This is a genomic window from Ruegeria sp. C2 (assembly GCF_056537765.1).
Genome location: NZ_JBQFRZ010000013.1, coordinates 1 through 18,755 on the forward strand (window position 1 = coordinate 1; position 18,755 = coordinate 18,755).

15 protein-coding genes are annotated in these 18,755 nt (G+C 54.1%); 7 read left to right on the forward strand and 8 right to left on the reverse strand.

The genetic code is table 11. The features are described 5' to 3' along the window. Positions 1-251 precede the first annotated feature (251 nt). The 6 genes from ACR0IV_RS20390 to ACR0IV_RS20415 form a co-directional block, all read right to left on the reverse strand. The gene (locus ACR0IV_RS20390; protein ID WP_480485024.1) at positions 252-1,595 is read right to left on the reverse strand and encodes a TRAP transporter large permease; all 1,344 of its coding nucleotides are present in this window, start codon (positions 1,593-1,595) and stop codon (positions 252-254) included. Positions 1,596-1,610: 15 nt separating this feature from the next. Then, a complete protein-coding gene (locus ACR0IV_RS20395) occupies positions 1,611-2,942 on the reverse strand; it encodes a TRAP transporter small permease subunit (protein ID WP_480660896.1) in 1,332 nt (443 codons plus the stop codon). 75 nt (positions 2,943-3,017) lie between these two features. Continuing rightward, positions 3,018-4,118 carry a TRAP transporter substrate-binding protein DctP gene (dctP, locus tag ACR0IV_RS20400; protein ID WP_480472125.1) on the reverse strand — a complete coding sequence of 367 codons (1,101 nt, stop codon included), beginning with the start codon at positions 4,116-4,118 and terminating at the stop codon, positions 3,018-3,020. Between the two features lie 798 nt (positions 4,119-4,916). Next, positions 4,917-5,816, reverse strand: a complete 900-nt coding sequence (locus ACR0IV_RS20405; RefSeq protein ID WP_480660893.1) for a glycosyltransferase family 2 protein — start codon at positions 5,814-5,816, stop codon at positions 4,917-4,919. Further along, complete coding sequence (locus ACR0IV_RS20410; RefSeq protein WP_480660891.1) at positions 5,813-7,594, reverse strand: ABC transporter ATP-binding protein; 1,782 nt, start codon at positions 7,592-7,594, stop codon at positions 5,813-5,815. Before ACR0IV_RS20410 ends, ACR0IV_RS20405 begins: the two co-directional genes overlap by 4 nt. A gap of 112 nt (positions 7,595-7,706) precedes the next feature. Next, complete coding sequence (locus tag ACR0IV_RS20415; protein ID WP_480734435.1) at positions 7,707-8,390, reverse strand: DnaA N-terminal domain-containing protein; 684 nt, start codon at positions 8,388-8,390, stop codon at positions 7,707-7,709. A gap of 468 nt (positions 8,391-8,858) precedes the next feature. On the opposite strand from ACR0IV_RS20415, the gene ACR0IV_RS20420 reads away from it, so the two are divergent. The 4 genes from ACR0IV_RS20420 (at position 8,859) to ACR0IV_RS20435 (ending at position 12,501) form a co-directional block, all read left to right on the forward strand. After that, positions 8,859-10,166, forward strand: coding sequence for an AAA family ATPase (locus ACR0IV_RS20420; protein WP_480660887.1), 1,308 nt, complete (start codon positions 8,859-8,861; stop codon positions 10,164-10,166). Then, positions 10,163-11,269 (forward strand): ParB N-terminal domain-containing protein, encoded by a 1,107-nt coding sequence (locus ACR0IV_RS20425; RefSeq protein ID WP_480660885.1) that lies wholly within the window; start codon positions 10,163-10,165, stop codon positions 11,267-11,269. The genes ACR0IV_RS20420 and ACR0IV_RS20425 overlap by 4 nt, the downstream gene beginning before the upstream one ends. Continuing rightward, entirely contained in the window at positions 11,262-11,327 is a 66-nt protein-coding gene (locus ACR0IV_RS20430) for a hypothetical protein (protein ID WP_480734436.1), read from the forward strand. The genes ACR0IV_RS20425 and ACR0IV_RS20430 overlap by 8 nt, the downstream gene beginning before the upstream one ends. A gap of 493 nt (positions 11,328-11,820) precedes the next feature. Then, positions 11,821-12,501 carry an IS6 family transposase gene (locus ACR0IV_RS20435; RefSeq protein WP_480660881.1) on the forward strand — a complete coding sequence of 227 codons (681 nt, stop codon included), beginning with the start codon at positions 11,821-11,823 and terminating at the stop codon, positions 12,499-12,501. A 212-nt stretch (positions 12,502-12,713) separates the two neighbouring features. Here the strand turns inward: ACR0IV_RS20435 and ACR0IV_RS20440 are convergent, their stop codons facing one another. Further along, positions 12,714-13,310: a DUF6088 family protein gene (locus tag ACR0IV_RS20440; RefSeq protein ID WP_480660879.1), complete on the reverse strand. Its 597-nt coding sequence runs from the start codon at positions 13,308-13,310 to the stop codon at positions 12,714-12,716. 285 nt (positions 13,311-13,595) lie between these two features. After that, positions 13,596-14,912 (reverse strand): tetratricopeptide repeat protein, encoded by a 1,317-nt coding sequence (locus ACR0IV_RS20445; protein WP_480473220.1) that lies wholly within the window; start codon positions 14,910-14,912, stop codon positions 13,596-13,598. A gap of 122 nt (positions 14,913-15,034) precedes the next feature. Here ACR0IV_RS20445 and ACR0IV_RS20450 point away from each other — a divergent pair, with 122 nt between their 5' ends. The 3 genes from ACR0IV_RS20450 (at position 15,035) to ACR0IV_RS20460 (ending at position 18,721) form a co-directional block, all read left to right on the forward strand. Beyond that, a complete protein-coding gene (locus ACR0IV_RS20450; protein WP_480473218.1) occupies positions 15,035-15,313 on the forward strand; it encodes a hypothetical protein in 279 nt (92 codons plus the stop codon). 1 nt (position 15,314) lies between these two features. Next, the gene (locus ACR0IV_RS20455) at positions 15,315-16,952 is read left to right on the forward strand and encodes a sulfatase-like hydrolase/transferase (protein WP_480660876.1); all 1,638 of its coding nucleotides are present in this window, start codon (positions 15,315-15,317) and stop codon (positions 16,950-16,952) included. A gap of 101 nt (positions 16,953-17,053) precedes the next feature. Then, entirely contained in the window at positions 17,054-18,721 is a 1,668-nt protein-coding gene (locus ACR0IV_RS20460) for a sulfatase-like hydrolase/transferase (RefSeq protein WP_171724060.1), read from the forward strand. The last annotated feature ends 34 nt before the right edge of the window (positions 18,722-18,755 follow it).

Sequence of the window (18,755 nt, forward strand, 5' to 3'; positions counted from 1 at the left end):
AAATCATGAACTGACTTTCGGCTGAATTACACCGGCAGCTATTCACTCTCTGCGTTCTTGAGCGTCAATGGTCAAAGTTTGCAACAGAACCTTGTGGCAACGTGAACTCTTTGTAATTGCAACAAGTTGGCAATGTCATCCGTTCCTGCCGCAACACCTGCGCCGAACCTTTCGATATCCGGCGCAGGAGTTGCCATCGAAACTTCTGTTAACAGCTATGCAAGATGATCGACAAACGATCTGACAAGGCCCTAACCGTAAACCAGATTTGGCAACCAGGTCACCACCCATGGGAATAGCATGCAGATCACCAGACCGACGATCTGCAAGAACAGGAAGGGCAGCGCAGCTTTGAAGATATCCGTCATCGGAATCGATGGCGGCGCAACTCCACGCAGGTAGAACAGTGCATAACCGAAGGGCGGAGACAGAAAGCTCATCTGCATGTTCACGAGGTAGAGAACCCCGAACCACAAAACCAGATCATTCGGGTCATCAAAACCAAAGGCTGCGGCCCCCAGCGCCTTGATGATCGGCACGAAGATCGGCACGCATAGCAGCAGAATACCAACCCAATCCAAGAACATGCCCAGCACGACCAGCAATATCTGCATGACGATCAGAATGCCCCACGGACCCAGACCAGCGTTCTGCATCGTCTCCTGCACAAATTGCTGACCACCTTCCAGCACGTAAAGCCCCACAAAGATGGTCGCGCCAAACATGATCCAGATCACCATGGCCGAAGCTTTGAGCGTGGTCAGACAGGCCTCACGCACCGTGGGCCAGTCCAGTTTGTTGTGGATCGCAGCTACGATAAAAGCACCGAATGTGCCGATGCCCGCGGCCTCAACCGGCGTGGCAACGCCCGAGAAAATCACCCCCAACACTATGACGATCAATGCGATTGGAGCTGACATCTTGCTCAGCAGACGTAACTTCTCGCGATTTGATATCCGCTCATCTTCGGGGATCGGCGGTCCCAGCACCGGATTGATATAGGACCGGACCACAACATAAAGGATATACATCCCCGAGAGCATCAGCCCGGGCACCACTGCGCCGATGAACAGCTCGCCTACAGATTGCTCAGCAACAACTGCATAGATGATGGCAAGGATCGATGGCGGGATCAAAATGCCCAGAGTGCCCCCAGCCATGATCGAACCCATAGCGATCTTTGGGTCATAGTTGCGCTTCAACATTGCTGGCAGCGCGATGATTCCCATCGTTACAACCGCCGCACCGATCACGCCGACCATCGCCGCCAGCACGGTCGAGGCCAGAATGGTCGCCGCCGCCAGTCCGCCCTTGAGCCCGCCGAGAACCTTGTAGATCACATCGAACATGTCGTTGATGATCCCTGCCCTTTCCAGCATCGCGGCCATGAAGATGAATAGCGGGATCGCTGACAGCTGATAATTCGTCATCAGCGGGAAAATCCGGCTGGGCACGATATTCAGGGCTCGCGCGTCTCCCAAAAGGAACAAGAAGACGCAAGCCAGCCCCCCGGTCACAAAGGCCAGTGGCAAACCGGCCATCAGCAGGGCCAGCAACGACCCGAACATTACGAGCGTCAGCAGCTCGATGGACATTTCCAGACCCATCGGTCAGTACCCCCGTGCAATAGTTCGGATGTCTTTGGACAGTTTCGACACCCCTTGCAAAATCAACAGGATCGCGCCCACAACCATCATCCACTTCATCGGCCAGAGAGGGATTTCCCATTCGTTGAAGCTGATCTCACCCCAGCGGACGTTCGGATCCGTCCAGTCGCCAAAAGTCAGCGCCCCGAACATCTCGAAGAAGCCGAGATTGCCGCGCGCCCATTCCGAGACAACTGAATTGCCGGTAGGCACTGCGATCGCGTCCATCGCAAAGATGTACGAGGTCACCAGCAACGTGCCGGCAAAGATGAAGAAGAAGATCGATGTGAACAGGTCGGCCCAGGCTTTTCTGGGTTTGGACAGCGGCGCATAGAAGATGTCGACCCGCACGTGGCTTTCGGTCAGCATCGCATATGAGCCCGCGATCAGGTACTGCATGCCGAACATCAGATACATGGATTCATGCGCCCAGTTGGTCGGTGCATTGAACACATAGCGGACGATCACTTCGTAGTAGTAGACAAAGACCGCAATCACCGCCCAATAGCTGACAAATTCACCTGCATATAAGGACAGTCGATCAATCCAGTTTTCGGCATATTCATGATCGGCCTTCCGCGCACCGGGGTCCATCTCGGCTGCCCGGGCGGCGGTTTCCTCGTCGATCTCCATCTCTGGTTCGTCGGGGTCCACTGCAGCTTTCTTCCGCGCGCGATTGACAAGCCGGGGAAGCAACAGGGCGTCCACAACGAGGAAAGCCAGAATTGTGTAAAAGGCGTAGCGCGCAACCGAACTCCACATCGCGCGGGTCGCGCCGGCGGTTTCGGCAAGCGGTTGCGCCTCTTGCAAATCGGCGTTTGCTTCGTCCAAACGCTCGCGGCCGGTACTGATAGCTTTTTCCGCCCGGTCCAGCGCCCGCTCGGCACGTCGTTTCTGCAAAGCGGTGCCGTCTTGCGCGGCTTCAGCGGCAGCCCTTAGCTCATCCAGCTCAGCCTCGGCAGTCTCAACCCGGCCAGCTTCACGTTCGATCACACGTTCGGCCTGGCGCACCACGTTTATTGCATTGGAGAATTCGTTCCGCGCCTCACGCTCCTGTCCGTTGGCGTAGAGGATCATGAGGAAGACCGGCAGATAGAAGAGCCCCAGCAGATTGCGCAAATAAAAGCGATGCAGACCCAGCATCCCACCAGTCACCAGGATCAAATACCCTAGTGGCAGCCCATAGGTGCGGGTCTGAGGTTGCGTGCGGCGCGCCAGCACCATGGCCAAAGCGGGAAAGGCGACCAAACCCACCCAATACAGCCAGTGCGGCAGCGTAAAATCGACGCTTGGCATGTTACGTTCCGAAGTCCAAAGGAAAGTTAGGTCCGCGCAGAACCTGCGCGGACCGAAAGGTACGTGGCCCGAGAATTACAGGTCCAGAGTCTGACCTTCGATCATCTCCGGCGTCACATAGCCCAGCGAACCGGACATCATGTAATCGAGCTGGATCTTGAACACCCGCGCCGCGTCTTTGTCGCGGTTGGCGTATTTGAACCAGATCGGCACGGCGATCTCGGTCATTAGCTCGACATCGTCCTGCGACAGGCGGGTGATCTCGGTGCCTTCGGCCTCGAATTTTTTCCAGGCTTCCTGATCGGCGGCCTGAATCGCGGCGTGGTGCAGATCGGAATAGACATGGGTTTCCATCTCGACAAATTCCTGCATCTGCGGGCTTAGCTTGTCCCATGCGGCCTTGCCGACGGTGATATCCATGAGGTCGACCGGCTGGTACACCGACATAAAGCCCGGCGGTCCCATTACGATGTAATCGGTCACTTGGCTGAAACCCAATGCATGGTTCACTGCAGGACCAACAAAGTCGGCCACGTCGATGGTGCCCTTTTCCAGTGCCGGGAAAATCTCCGACCCCGGTAGAACCGTGGTTTCAGCACCAAGTTCCGAGAATACTTCGGCAACCATGCCGCCGGGCAGTCGCATCTTGCGGCCTTCGAAATCATCGATCGAACGGATCGGAACTTTCGAGTGGATGATGTTCGGTCCATGATGCACCGGACCGACAAAATGCAGCCCCTGTGCGCCCAGCAATTCGCGAGCAATGTCGATGCCACCGAGGCCATAGTAGAATGTGTCATACTCATGCGGCTGACGCAGCCCCAGCGGGTAAGAGCTGAGGAACACTGCCGCGGGGATGATGCCTTGATAATAGATGGTGAACGGATTGATGGCGTCCAAAACGCCATTTTTCACCGCATCGGCCAGCTGGAAATCACCCACAACGTCATTGGCACCAAAGGCTTGAAAAGCAAGTTCCCCGCCGGTTTTTTCTTCGATTGTGGCGCACCAGTCTTTGAAGGTCTGTAGCCCGATCCCCCCGGGCCAAGATGTCTGGATCTTCCAAGTGGTTCCTTCTCCTGCAGCCGTCGCAATGTGAGGGGCCGCCAGAGACGCCGCGCCTGCACCAGCAATCGTCTTGAATGCGCTGCGGCGTGTAATGAGCTTCTTGGTCATGTGTTCCTCCCTTTGATCATCGTCATGCCCGTGCGAGGCCATGCCGATGCAGGCGCAAGATAGTCTGAGTTTTTTAAATTGGTAATATTTTTTTTCCAATTGTTGATTTCCTCACCTTTCCGTGAATTTCCACGTCGCTGCACATTTACCCATGGGACCACAGCCAGTTGTGTCGCAAATGCGCAGGAAACCACGACGACCGGCGAAGATCAGCCAACGCACAAACCGCAAACAGACATCTCGCAACGCGTCGTTGTCACCGATGCAGGCAGCGGCCTAGAGTTCGGAAAAGTCATCGGGCTGGCCAAACACGGGCACAGAGTTTCGGCGGCCGGATATCAATAGAGATAGTGTGGCGGAAGCATCTGAACAACATCGGGGAACAGTACTCCTCACCATGAGGCGCGCTCGGCCAATGCTGGAGCTCAGGGTATTCGCTTCAGCCGCAGCAACGCTAGCAGGCATCGCGGTCGCAAATATGATCCGCAAGGAGCAGCCCACTCCCCGAAACTGTCCCTTCAAACAATTTGCGGCTTCAGCAGCCTAGCTTCAGTGAGATCGCCAAGACAACTTGGTGCGTTCAGAACTTTGAAACAGAGTCCTGCATAATTCCGTAAAGCCTTTTCCGCGATCGCCTCATCTCAAACAGAGAGGGCAAAATTTTGTGACAAACCACCCAATACTATCACTAAAACGACGCATGGCGTTCATAACTTTATTACAGATCCACACTGCAGCACTCACTATGATCATAATTTAACTGAAATGCGCAGCACCACAGAGCCAGCGGAAACGCCCTCATTTCCGCTGGTCAGGCTGCCGGAACCACAATAACCGAACAGTTTCAGTGATCTTCGCGACCCGCAGTGCATAATGAACGCCCCAAACCCCAAAGGCTTGCCCAGTTGACAGCTCCGGAGTCCTAAGCAGATTTCTCAGTGTCTTGAAGGACGGGATCAATTTGTGAATAGGTGGGATGTAATTTACGAAGCCACGCTTAGCATTGCGGCGCAAACGCGCGCCCTCGATGCGGCGGGCTTTTGTAATGTGCTCTCGCAGGCTGCCGCGCGCGGGATGGCGGACAATGGCATTTGCAGCAAACAGGATGGGCTCACCTGCAGATTTGGCCCGATCATTCCACTCCATGTCCCCGCCCGACAGCACTGTGTCGTTGAAACGACCGACCCGATCCATGACAGAGCGACGTACGATCAGGTTGGCGGTCACCGCCCTGCCCCGTTCGACCCATTTCTGCTGCTCAAGCCCAAGATGCACATCGTAAAGTTCTGTTGTTGTCCAATCCCGACCGTTCGGGATCAGCACGACATTGCCGCCAAACCGCCCGACCTCAGGATGGTCTGAGGCGATCTTCAGCCCTGCAGCTAGATATTGGGGATCAGGCTGGCAATCGGAATCGGTGAAAAACAGCAACTCAGCCGCCGCATCTTCGATACCACGGTTTCGCGCAGCATATGACCCGGGCTTTGCCTCACTCAGAATGCGCGCGTTTGAAGGTAACCGAAAACCGTCAGGCACCGGATCAGTGGGATCGTTGTTTACTGCAAGTATTTCAAACCGATCAGCCGCAATGGTCTGCGCCGCAAGACCATCCAAACAAAGCTGCAGCTGATCCCAACTCTGATAGGTCGGGATGATAACCGAAGCGTCCAGAGGCGTTTTTTTAGACCCTAAGCTCATTCTGCTTTGACCGAGCTGGAATACTGATGGTCGTACAGAGTTTTGAACGGCCCATCATGTTCCAGCAGCTGCGCCGCGCTGCCTTGTTCCAGAACTTCTCCGGCTTCAATGACCACGATCTTGTCCGCATGCATGATAGTGGACAGGCGATGTGCAACGATGATCGTCGTCCGCCCTTTGGTCAAACGATGCAATGCTTCCTGCACCTGATGTTCGGACCGTGAATCCAGCGCACTGGTCGGTTCGTCTAGCAGCAAGATCGGGCTGTCACGCAACAACGCGCGCGCAATCGCAAGACGCTGTTTCTGCCCCCCTGACAGGAAGGCGCCGTTTTCGCCGACCATGGTGTCAAACCCATCTTCAAGCGCCATGATGAAATCGTAAGCGTTTGCAGCCTTCGCGGCATCAATTACGTCTTGCTGTGACGCCCCTTCGCGACCAAACCGGATGTTGTCGGCTATTGAAGCCGAGAACAGAAACGTCTCCTGACCCACGAAAGACATGTTCTTGCGCAGCGTTTCAAAGGACGCGTATTTGATGTCCAACCCGTCAATCGACACCGATCCGCTAATCGGATCATAGAGCCGCAGCGCGAGGTTCAGAATGGTCGATTTACCGCCACCCGACAGGCCAACAAGCGCCGTCGTTTGACCCGCTTCAAAGGTCAGCGACAGGTCTTTTAGGATCAGGTCGCGCTTGCGATACCCAAATGAAACGTTATCGAACACGAGTTGACGCGGACCATCCGGCAGCGCCTTGGGGTCTGCTTCTTCAGGAAGGGTTTCGGGCTGATCCAGCAGGTTGAACAGCATCTTCACCCGCCGTAGGCCAACCTCCATCTTGACCCGCACTTTTGACAGACGTTTGGCAGGCTCATAGGCCATCATCAGTGCCGTCACAAATGACATCAACTCACCCGGGGTGGAGCCAGCTGAACCGAAAAGCTTGGCGGCACTTAGGCCGATCACCGAAGCGATGGCAAAACCCGCCAGAATATCCATCAACGGGCTGGTTGCTGCTTGCAAACGCGCGAGTTTGTTACTGCGCTTTTCTACGCTTTTCACGGCCGTGTACATCTGTCCGGCCATCCGCTCTTCGAGCCCGAAGGCTTTGACCACTCGAATGCCCGCCGAAGTCTCCTGAATCACTTTCATGATCGCCGCCATCGACTGCAATTCCATATCCGCAATCGCGCGCACCTTGCGCAGTAGGGATCGAACACCCCAAATCGCCAGGGGACCAATGATCAGAGTGAACAATGACAGAACCGGCTGCTGATAGAACATAACGAACAGCAAACCAAGCAATGTCAGCGCATCACGAACAGCGGTGGTCACCATGACCTCGATCACCATCCGTGCAGCCTGCGCTGATTGAGTCACCCTCATCAAGAGGTCCGAGCTTTCGGTAAGGTTAAAAAAAGAAACCCCTTGCCGCAAAAGCTTGTCATAGAGCCTGATCTGTTGTTGAGCGATTATTCTGTTTCCCGCTCGTGTCAGCGCCACCACCTGCACGTACGTCGCGATACCCTTGATAAGGAAGATCATGAAGACCGCGATCGAAACACCCAGAATCTTGCTGGAATTTTCACTGTCAAACAGCGAATCCACCACATCGCGCATGATGAATGCCACCGCTGCAGTGGTGAGCGCAACAAAGACCATTGCAATGGTAGCAATGATATAAGGCACCATCTGGGCCCGGATGTTCTCAGCCAGCAACCGCCACAGGATTGAATCTTCGGAGAGTGCTGCGAATTTCGATTTGATCTTTAGCAATGTCAGCTTCCACAGTGATCAACGGCGAGGCGGAATGGATCGTACCGCCCTTAAACCATCGTCGCTAGATAGTCTGCCCACCCTCGTTGAGCAAGCCCACCCGCCCCCTGCCCTATTCTGCGGCCTCGATGCGCACAGTTCGGACCGATGGATCGACGCGCCCATAGGCTGCCAGAACACGGGATGTCCACTTTTGGGCAATATAGTCCGCCATAAAGCGTGACGGCGCAATCAACGTTACTTGCCCCCCTGCCCGCTCGGCTTCGTTCAGATGCTGAAACCAGCTGGCCCAAAGCTCAGGATCGCGACCATATAAAATGGATTGGACCTGGCCCCAAACATTCTCGCTCTCAGGCGGCGGGACGGTCGGCTTGGCCTGAAAGGGTACGACATTTGTCGTCTCTGTCGGTTCCTGCTGCATTCGATCCTGAAAATCGGATCCGATCACAGGCCAGATTTCAGCCGTGTCCAGCATGAGCTGTTTGAGGTCCAGCTCGTATACAGCGACACGCCCGCGTACGGCTGCACGCTTTACCGCTATCCAACCCGAGCTCCGAAATTTCGCCATTTCTCGCTTTACCGTCCGTTCATTCACGGACCAGAGGCGCGCGATTTCCTCACGCCCGATCGACAGCTCGTTGGAACGCCAATTGTACCGGGTGGTGATCAACGTCATCATTCGTAGGACGCTGCGGTGCCTGTGCTTATCACCAGACAAAGCATAGACTGCCAACGCTGACAGGATATCATACTTCAGTGCAGGCGCATTACGCCCCACTGGTTTCGCAACCTGCATAGGTGTCCTCACCGCCTTTACATGCCTCAAACGGGTTTATCCGCCATGAATGCGCCGTTTCCCAACGCTTTTCGTGATTGTGACCCGATTAGCGTCCAATAATCCGATTCTGTCAAGACTTGGTTACACTTGCGCTCGATGGATGCCCCAATTCGCTTTCAAAAAAGAAAAGAAATAGGTGAAGTTCTGGTGATGGGGGACACCTTGGTTGACCCCTTATGAGCCTATGATGTCCCCCCAAATGCAGAGGTTCGGCCAAATACGCCCCCCTAAATGTCGCCTGAATCCGGCGACGGAGTCCCATCTTACTGATGGCTACTATCCGAATCGGTTCCGGCGCTCATCAGTCTTATTTTCTTACCCATGGGTAAGTTCACAACTCCACAATAATTTCTTTTGCTAAAACTGCAAATCAAGCGTAAATAACGAAAGTGAGAAAAATAGCGTCCAACAAATGAGAATTGAGGCATGTACACGCACGAAGACCTAAACGCATTGCGTACGCAGTCCCTGAAGCTGCAGGGCTGGATTCGGCAGCAAACCTTCAGCCCCGAGATGGAGAAGACCTTGCGCCGCTTCTCAAGCTGGGAGGTGTCCGAGCTGATCTTCAAAGTGAATCAGTCGACCTTCCGGGGAAAGCTGGCCGCTGATCCCTCCTTGCCTGGCGGTGAGGTAGAGCCTGATGGGCGTCAGCGCTGGTTCAGCCTGGAGGAAGTCAATGAGTTGCGGCGGAGGCTCAAGATCAATCGCAAGGCGCTAACGCCGCCGCGCCCAGCGGGTAAGCGCGCGATCCGCGCAGCCGTCGCGAACTTCAAAGGCGGCGCTGGTAAATCGACTGTTGCTCTGCACCTCGCGCATGCTGCGGCACTAGACGGTTATCGTGTGTTGGTGGTGGATTTTGACCCGCAAGCTACGCTCAGCCATTCGATGGGGCTGACCGACGTTGCCGAAGACTATACGGTTTGGGGCATCATGGCCCGTGATCTGATCCGTGAGACGACACGGATGAACAACCGCCCCGCTGCTGCGGAGTCCGGCACCGCCCTGCCCCGCCGCGAGTTGCCACCTTCGATTACCGATATGGGTCTTGGTGATCTGCGGATATCGGATTTCATCAAGCAGACCTCGTGGTCGACCATTGACGCGATTCCCTCATGCGCAAACGCAGCCTTTGTTGAATTCGCGTCTGCACAGTATCGCCATCTGAATCCAGAGTGGTCGTTCTTTGCCGCGGTGTCACGCTATCTGGATCAAATCCCGGATGACGCTTACGATCTGATCCTGTTCGATTGTCCACCCGCGATTGGCTATCAGTCGATGAACGCAGTGTTCGCCGCTGATATGCTCTATATCCCGTCCGGGCCCGGCTATTGGGAATACGATTCAACGACATCGTTCATCGGTCAGTTGGCTGAAGCGCTCGAAGATCTGGCTTATGGCTTCGACAAGACCTTACCCACGGGTAAGATCGGTTTACCCAAGACCTTCTGCGAACTGCGCTTCTTGCTGACTCGCTATGAGTCGGGCAATGCACTTCACACAGCAATGTACGACGCCTTCCGCAAAGTCTTTGGGGATCATCTTGCCGAACACCCGGTTGAGATGACGCGAGCCGTGGAGCAATCGGGGCGGTTTCTGAGCTCGGTGTATGAGATGGATTATCGTGAGATGACGCGGGAAACCTGGCGTCGTGCACGATCGACTTTTGACAACGTTTACGATGAATTCCGGGGCGTCATGTTGTCGGCCTGGGATAAGTTGGAGGATGACGCATGAGCCGTAAACGCAGAATGTTCGATATCGACATGCCGGCGATGGACGATATCCCGGCCAGAAAAGCACCTGACGGAGCGCTTGAAAAGCGCCGTGGTCCAATGGCGGCGGCTATCTCTGAGAACGCAGATGCGTTGCGTGACCAACAGTCTACCGAAGACGCGATCCGTGTTGAGAATGACAGGCTGGCGCATGAGCTGGTTCGTCTTCGCAATGAAGGATTGGTGACAGAGCGGGTCGCGCTGGCGGATGTGCTTACCGAACGTCTGACACGAGATCGCAAGCCTGGGCCTGATCCGGAACTGGATGAGCTAAAAGCATCAATTCAGGATATCGGTCTGTCGAATCCGATCCGTGTCGAACGCCGTTCTGATGGGCGTTATGAACTGGTACAAGGCATGCGTCGGTTGTCGGCTTATCGCGCATTGCTAGAGGAAACCGGTGATACAGGATATGCGACGATCCCCGCCGGAATTTCAGAGCCGGCGGATTTGAATGACAGCTATCGTCGGATGGTGGATGAAAACCTGATCCGAAAAGACATCTCATTTGCTGAGATGGGGTCTTTGGCGCGTGCGTATGCAGATGATCCAGCAAACGATTGCCCGGACGTGGACAAGGCCGTGTCCGCTTTGTTCAAGTCAGCAAGCTACACCAAACGCAGCTATATCCGTGCGTTCGCCAGTTTGCTTACGATGCTTGAGGAGACACTGATGCATCCGAATGACATTCCGCGGAATGTTGGGGTGGAGCTGAAGCGGAAGCTGGATACTGATCCCGGGTTGATCCACGTGGTCAATACAGCGCTGATGAGCGAGCCAGAAAGAGATGGCACTCGAGAAGTCGCCATATTGCGTGGTTTCTTGGCTCAGGAGAATGAAGTCGCAGCGAAACCTCCGGCTGGATCGGTGAGCAAGCCACGCCGAGCGAAAACCACGTTTCAGGTTACGGGCAGGGCAGGGATCGCCAAATGCTCCGCTTCAAGTGGTCGGCTGGAACTACGCTACAATCTGGATTTCACGCGCGTTGATCGCGCGAAACTGGAACGTGCCGTGAGCGTGTTGATTGATGATCTGCGTGAAGAGGATGATCTTACCCATGGGTAAGGCGCAGGGTAGGGTGCTCATTGCGATTGTGTCTAACTATGTCTTTTGGTTCCAATGATCCGTAATGTGGTCGTTTTCCTGGTGGGGTGTTCGGCGCTGAAAGAAGTGTGGCACCCGACCTTGGATTAAGTTTCGGAGTTTAGTCACAGGAAGGCGTCCTATCGCCTAACAGGTGAAGTTCGAGCGGGTTGAAAGGTGATCGCGGGCCGTTTGGATGCTACCATCGGCAATAGAGGAACTACGTGGTTGTGTCGGTTCTGTATGTAGAAGGGTTTAGAAATCAGCGTAGATAGGGAACCGTATAAGTCAGCATTCGAGTTGCCAAGATTGGCCGCGTTGACATGGTTACAGCAATGCAACAGCAGTGCGCAAAATCTATCTATAATGACTATTAAGAATATTTTTGCCCGATCCTATGGAGTATGTTCGAGCGGCTTTGTCGCAAACTTTTAGCTAGTCTTCGTGTGGCTCTGTTGCAAAGTTTTGGCTGTTGACGCGCGTAGGATTAGCGTGTGGATGGCTTTCGGTCCCAACTAGTCGAAAGCCGGCCCATGATCTCCTTCAAAGGCGCGCAATATCCCAAGGATGTGATCCTCTTTGCTGTATTCTTCTACGTCCGATATGGCGTGTCCTACCGTGATCTTGAAGAAATCATGTCCGAGCGTGGCGTTGCAGTAGATCACACGACGCTGAACCGTTGGGTGACAAAATACGCTAGTGCAATCGCAGAAGTCGCGCGTAGGCGAAAGGGACCGTGCGACCGTTCCTGGAGAATGGACGAGACTTACATCAAGGTGAAAGGTAACTGGGTCTATCTCTACCGAGCCGTCGACAAGCACGGCAAGACACTGGATTTCATGCTTTCAGGACGTCGGAACAAACCTGCCGCTACGAGATTCTTCGCTCGAATGCTTGAATGCAATGGCCTTCCACGAAAGATCGTCATCGACAAGAGCGGTGCGAACACAGCCGGTCTCAAAGCAATCAACAAAATGTTGAAAGCTTTTGGCTGCCCGATCCCAATCGAGATGATCAGGCGGAAGTATTTGAATAATATCGTGGAACAAGACCATCGCTTCATCAAGAGGCGCACGCGACCGATGCTAGGGTTTAAGGCCTTTGCTTCAGCGGCTGCTACACTGGACGGAATCGAAGTGACGCACATGATCCGTAAAGGTCAACTCATGCCCGGACTCTGTCCATTTCGTCAATTTGCAGAACTGGCAGCATAAGCCGCAGGTTCGGTGTCAACTCTTTGTTCAGTCAGAAACTTTGCAACAGATCCATGTGAGCGCCAAAAGAGGGCAGGGCGAATAGATGTTTCAGTGACCAACAGACCCAGAAATCCTTCTCGACGATTGCTTTGGACAAACCAAGCTGGCGGCCGATTCCTGAAAAGCCTCCTCACGGTTCTTTGGAGTATCGTTGGCAAACTGGTCCACGATCAGTTCCGCGCCACGACTTGCTGCACCACAGGGTGCATCCAGGCCGGTACATATTTACTTTGTTTTGCGAGCAAGGCGCGGTCCTTAATATCCAGATTGCGGGCCAGCGTGTCGACAACATGGCTATCCACCCGGTTTTTGCCAACATAGCGTAACGCCTGAAATACGGCGCCGGTTTTCTGGCCTGCACCAACTAGCGTTTTGGATGATGCATTTCGAAACTGGATGACTTGTCGACCAATTGTCTTGGTGCGGGTCGGGCCGTCGGTCATATAAGTCGGCTTGGACGGCACTTGGGTCGACAGCCCCAACTGGTTGGCTGCCATGGCAGGGGAGGGCTGTAGAACCTGGTTGTCTTTGCGTGCAATCGCTTTGGCTATGTCATCGGCTGACGGAGACAACAGCCCTAATCGGGCGCTCTTTCTCGGATAGTCATAAAGCCCACGCGTTAACCGTCGGATCATCCCTTGATCCGCCAAACGCGACAATGCCTGATCCACGCTTGCGCGGGAGCCAATATCCAGAAAGTCGGTTGGCGCAAAGATTGCGCCCCGGCCTTTTCCGATGATGCGTTGTCTAATCGATGAGGTGATCATAGCTTTCTCCTTGTCAGAAAAAATAGTACTTTTTTCTGACATTCAAGCTAGGGGAATATCTGGGTGTTTTTGTAAGTAGGGCGGGAAGCAGAAGTTCGCTGCGAGTGCAAAGATTATCTCATCGGGAGCCAAGAGCAGACCTTTGTCTGTCCATCACACACCCATTCGGTATCGATGAACTTTGTTTTGATCTCGTCTGGAGGTTCGTCCACTTCACAACCAACGCACCTCCTTCTTGGAAGCGCATGCCTCTGAACGAATTATTACAAACCCTATAGAAAATCGTCAGGGCTTGGCGGGTCCTGACCAACCTGCAGCTATCATTGCACTGATCAGCTCTTGAACTGGCTGTGGGTCTACAAACACCCGAGCCTTTAGTTTTTCGAGGGGGAAGCTTGGCCAAGTGTCCGAAAATACTCTTGCAAGCCGCTGTGCCTCAGCTTGTTCTCCGTTCCTCCAGTGGGCTGCCATAAGGTAAGCTGCGGAAATTGGTCCGAACGGCCCACCGCGAGATATTGTTTTATCAAACGTTCGGATTGCGGCAGCATAGTCTCCCGTGTGGAACTGAGCCGCACCCAATGCGTTGTCAAAAACTAGCCCTCCACCGTTTTGGGCCAGTGCTCTATATCTCACTGATTGCGACAGAACCCGATCAAAATCGGACGTGTAAAGGGAGATCAGGGCGTCGAATTCAGCAACATGTGAATCATCGGGTGCCAAGTCTACGGCCCTTTGGGATAATCCAACCGCGCTTTCATAATTGCCCACCCCAAATTCAAACCAGGCCCGAGCTGAAAGCGACCATGCTGCATCCGGAGCCATTTCCAAAGCATAAGCACTATTCTTGTCGGCCGCGCGCAAAAATTCATTTGAACTTGGACTGCCGGATTTCATGATGGCGAACATGGTTTCGACCTGAGAAGCGCCTGCGTACCCCCCGTAGAACAACGGGTCTCGTTCAATTGCTGTTTGAAATATCAACAACGCAGGTTGAAGGCGTGCCAAATCTGTAACCGGGAAAATTAGATCCCGGCCTGCGTTGCTTAGGTTCATTGCTTCGACGCGGGCTGGAGACACGTCGTAGATCGCAGTTTTGCCAGTTTTTGGAGCAACAGATTGCAAACTGCGGCCGATCAGAACGCCGGTTAGAATACCGGCTACTAGAATTGAAAGCGAGATAACGACCAAGGTAACCCGTTGCCTTACGCGTAAGCTTTGTCTGCTTCGATCGGAGCCCGACAAAAATTGTGGTGCGTAACTTCCGACAGGCAATGAGATTACCAGTTCGTCAGCGGCCCCTTTACTTTCATAATAAGCTTGGAGCTTTCGCCGAACACGTCCGGCATCCACACGCACGACACCTTCGCGTTTCAATAGCTCATCCGCCTCGTAGCCATAAATATCCATTGCAATGGTCTTAGCGCGTATCTCGTCGGAACGACCCTCCAGTGTTTCTGTCACAACGTAAGACAGGAATGATCGCATGCGGGCGGATCCTTTAAATTCATCCGACCCCAGAACCTTATTTAAAGCGACACGCACCTGCTCGCTCGAGAAGTGTTGAGTACCAGTCTGATCCTGATTTCCCACGCTGACGTTCAAAAACTATCCTTTCACAATAAGGGTTTGACGTCATGATGTTACCGTAGCATGCGACTTGAAACGTGCAATACATATTCTGTTGGATGCATGCATAGAGAATGAATGCCTATAGGGCGCTGCCAATGACGGATGATGAATTCTTTGAATCCCAATTTCCCGAAGCGGGTCGTCTGCTACGGGACCTACGAGAAAAAGACCAAGAGTTTGATCGGATGTGTCGCGACTACAAAGAGGTTTTCGCGGAATTGGCGATGCCGCCAAATTCGGAGTCAGTTCTGCAGTTGCGATACCTTGCCGATCTGGCAGAAAGCATTTCGGACCTGCGCGGCAGTATAGAAGGACAGCTGCAGGCTCAAGGCGCGGGTGCGGAATCGGTACGGGATAAAGATTTGGAGGTTTGACATGAGACTTAGATACATCTTGCCGGCGTCGTTGATTGGTGTCGGCTCCGTGCTTGCACAGGAAACCCCCATTGTTCATGACGGTGAGTTTGAATTCCTCCGCGCGCAGTTTGGTGAGGCATGGGATGCGCAAGACGTTGAAATCAACGCCAAGCTGGCCGAAATTCGTGCGACCAATGGTGGCAAGCCTCCGAATTTTCTCTACGTCCTAATCGACGACGTCAGCTTCGGTCAGATGGGCGACCGCAAGATGAACTACGTCATGGGGATTGAGACACCCAGCATCAATCATTTGGCCACCGAAGGTATGTCGCTGATGCGCATGTATACCGAACCCTCCTGCACTCCGACCCGCACAGCCATGTTGACAGGGCGCCACCCAATTCGCGCAGGTGTGGAAGAGGTCAAGGTGGCTTTGGTTGGCGAGGGCCTTCCGGCCAGTGAAGTGACACTGCCGGAGATTCTGAAACAGGTCGGCTATAATACGGCGCATGTCGGCAAATGGCACCAAGGCGACATCGAACAATCGTACCCCCACAATCAGGGGTTTGATTGGGCCGCATTTCCACTCCACCAGCAAGTACAGCTGAGCCTCATGACCCCCGAGGCAATGCGGTCCAACACCATGCTCGGCTATGTGCCCGAGGGGCAGAACAATCAGTTCCTGCTGGATGAACGGTTCAAGCCATACGGCCTTGTCACCGGTGTCGAGGCCGAAGCCGGTGGACCCGCCCAGGAAGTAGAAATGTCAGCCGGTGAAGTGTGGACGCAGACCAAATATGAAGAGATGAACGAACGATATCAACGGCAGGCGTTGGAGCAACTTGAACGCGTCGCTTCCGAGGATGCGCCATTCTTCTTACAATACTGGCCGCTTTACCCGTTGAACTTCGTCTACCCAGATCAGGCAATTTCACGAAATGGCGGTTTTCATGCCGACAAGCTGCAACTGCTTGATGGTTGGATCGGAGATCTTTTGGCCAAGCTTGAAGAATCTGGCAAAGCGGACAACACAATTGTTGTTTTGATGGCGGATAATGGCCTGATGTATCACTACGAAGGCTCATCCGGTCTGAACCAGCTGATCTATCGCGGTGGCAAAACCCAGCATCTTGAAGGCGGCGTAAGAACCGATGCGTTCATTCGCTGGCCCGGTGTGATCGAAGCCAACAGCGCAGCCGGTGACATCTTTCACGTCTCAGATATCTTCACCACGATGGCGCGAATTGCCGGAGCCACAGACTTTATCCCAAGGGACCGCGTAATAGACGGCATCGACCAGACGGCCTTGCTGTTGAACGGCGAGGGAAATGGGCGGCGCGACTATGTCTATATCTACGAAGGACCTGTCTTGCGCTCGGTCGTCAAGCAGGAGTTCAAGATGCATCTTCCTGCCCCCGGTCAACCCGGCGCGGCTGCTCCGACTTATAATATTTATAGGGACCCCCGAGAGGAACACCCTTTGGTGGGCTACTCGCTTTGGGCCGGGGCATCTTTTCAAGATATGATCAAGCGTCACCAGAAGATGATCGCCAAGTATCCGCATTCAGAGATTGGCAAAGGTACACCTTATGAAGGCATTGAAAACCTGCGCCCGGAATCCGAACTGACCCGCGACGTATTCACGAGTTGGCAGTGAGATCACAAATTTAGTAATTATTCGAATATATCGATGTTACTGATGGTAATCACATCGAAGTCAAAAACCGAAGCTCGGCTTCGAACCCTGGGGGAAATGGAATGAAACTACAATGGCTTATGGTTTTGTGTGCAGGCATTGCCGCCCCACCTTTGCAGGCTCAGGACGACCCTATTCAACACGATGCTGAGTTTTATATTCTGCAAGCCCAACGCGCGGAACAATGGGTGCAGGATGACGCTGCCGTTGATCAGGCTTTGGCCGCTTTTCGTGACGGCAACAATGGGCAACCCCCAAATATCGTCAGCGTTCTGATTGACGATATGGGCTTTGGCGATATGGGTATACCCGAGCTCAACGCTGTCCGTGGGTACGACACTCCGAACATCAACGACTTTTCGGACGAAGCGTTGCGTATGGTTCGGATGTATACTGAACCGTCCTGCACCCCGACTCGCGTGGCACAAATGACCGGCCGCTTGCCCGTGCGTATGGGAATGGGTGATACGACCGTCGATATCGCTGGCTTTGGATTGCCCGATAATGAAGTGACGCTGGCCGAAGTCTTGAAACAGGCAGGATATGCAACCAGCCACGTCGGCAAGTGGCATATGGGCGATATTGCCGAAAGCTGGGCGATGAATCAGGGTTTTGACTATGCCCAGCACGCCATCCACCAGCAGGGCCAGCTGACAATCTTTAATGATGATGCGATCAAAGAACAGGTCTCGGTCGCGATCCGGGACTATGAGGATAAATACACACTGGACGGCTGGTTCCGACCGGATGCCTCGGCGATGATGACCGTCATCGAGGGCGAGACCGGCGGCGCCATTCGCGAAATCCGCATGGAAGCCGGAGAACGCTGGAACGCCGAAAAATACGACGAAATGAACCAGGCGTTTCAGGATAAAACACTTCAGGAACTGGAACGCCTTGCAACTGGGGACGCGCCCTTCTTCCTGCAATATTGGCCGATGATCCCGCTGGACAATACCCGCGCCGGCCGTGACGGGCCGGAAAGCGCGAATGGCGGCTTGTATGTCGACAAGATGCAGCTACTGGATCAGTGGCTGGGTGATCTGTTCGCGCGCATGGATGATCTAGGGCTCAGCGAAAACACCATCGTTGTGGTTATGGGCGACAATGGGCATTTTACCAAATACGCGCCGCAATCCGGGTTTACCCCACTGATTTACGCGGGCGGTAAAGGCGACACGACTGAAGGTGGCGTGCGCGTGGACGCCTTCATCCGCTGGCCGGGCATGATTGAAGCTGACGGGTTGTTAAACAGCATCATTCATGTTTCGGACCTGTATACCACGATCTCGCGCTTTGCCGGGGCGGATGGATTCATCCCAAGGGATCGTCTGGTCGATGGTGTCGATCAGTCGGCGGCGCTACTGTTCGCGGATGAATCGAAAGCGCGACGCGATCACGTGATCATCTATTCGGTCGCGAAACCCGAGGCGATCGTTAAGGATCAGCTTAAGCTCAAACTGCCGGGACCCGGCGAGAGCGCAATTTTAGCAAAATTCTTCGATCTTTACCGCGACACCCGCGAAGAATACTCGGTCTCAACCGAAGTCGGGTCTTGGGGTGGGCAGGAATTCGTACGTATACTGGGCCGCCACAAGGCGCGGAAAGAGAAATACCCCGATACTCCGCCCGCCTACGGCATGCCTTATGAGGGGATTGAGAACATTCGTCCCGAGACACAGCAAGCCGTTGAAGCTTTCATGATCAAGCGCGCGTCGCCCCAGAAGTAGGCCTGTTCTTTCGTAATGAACCGCGAAGGACTGT

Excerpts from the sequence above, each read along its gene's own strand:
- ACR0IV_RS20390 (WP_480485024.1), bottom strand. The coding sequence starts at position 1,595 with ATGTCCATCGAGCTGCTGACGCTCGTAATGTTCGGGTCGTTGCTGGCC.
- ACR0IV_RS20395 (WP_480660896.1), bottom strand. The coding sequence starts at position 2,942 with ATGCCAAGCGTCGATTTTACGCTGCCGCACTGGCTGTATTGGGTGGGT.
- dctP (WP_480472125.1), bottom strand. The coding sequence starts at position 4,118 with ATGACCAAGAAGCTCATTACACGCCGCAGCGCATTCAAGACGATTGCT.
- ACR0IV_RS20405 (WP_480660893.1), bottom strand. The coding sequence starts at position 5,816 with ATGAGCTTAGGGTCTAAAAAAACGCCTCTGGACGCTTCGGTTATCATC.
- ACR0IV_RS20415 (WP_480734435.1), bottom strand. The coding sequence starts at position 8,390 with ATGCAGGTTGCGAAACCAGTGGGGCGTAATGCGCCTGCACTGAAGTAT.
- ACR0IV_RS20420 (WP_480660887.1), top strand. The coding sequence starts at position 8,859 with ATGTACACGCACGAAGACCTAAACGCATTGCGTACGCAGTCCCTGAAG.
- ACR0IV_RS20425 (WP_480660885.1), top strand. The coding sequence starts at position 10,163 with ATGAGCCGTAAACGCAGAATGTTCGATATCGACATGCCGGCGATGGAC.
- ACR0IV_RS20435 (WP_480660881.1), top strand. The coding sequence starts at position 11,821 with ATGATCTCCTTCAAAGGCGCGCAATATCCCAAGGATGTGATCCTCTTT.
- ACR0IV_RS20440 (WP_480660879.1), bottom strand. The coding sequence starts at position 13,310 with ATGATCACCTCATCGATTAGACAACGCATCATCGGAAAAGGCCGGGGC.
- ACR0IV_RS20450 (WP_480473218.1), top strand. The coding sequence starts at position 15,035 with ATGACGGATGATGAATTCTTTGAATCCCAATTTCCCGAAGCGGGTCGT.
- ACR0IV_RS20455 (WP_480660876.1), top strand. The coding sequence starts at position 15,315 with ATGAGACTTAGATACATCTTGCCGGCGTCGTTGATTGGTGTCGGCTCC.
- ACR0IV_RS20460 (WP_171724060.1), top strand. The coding sequence starts at position 17,054 with ATGAAACTACAATGGCTTATGGTTTTGTGTGCAGGCATTGCCGCCCCA.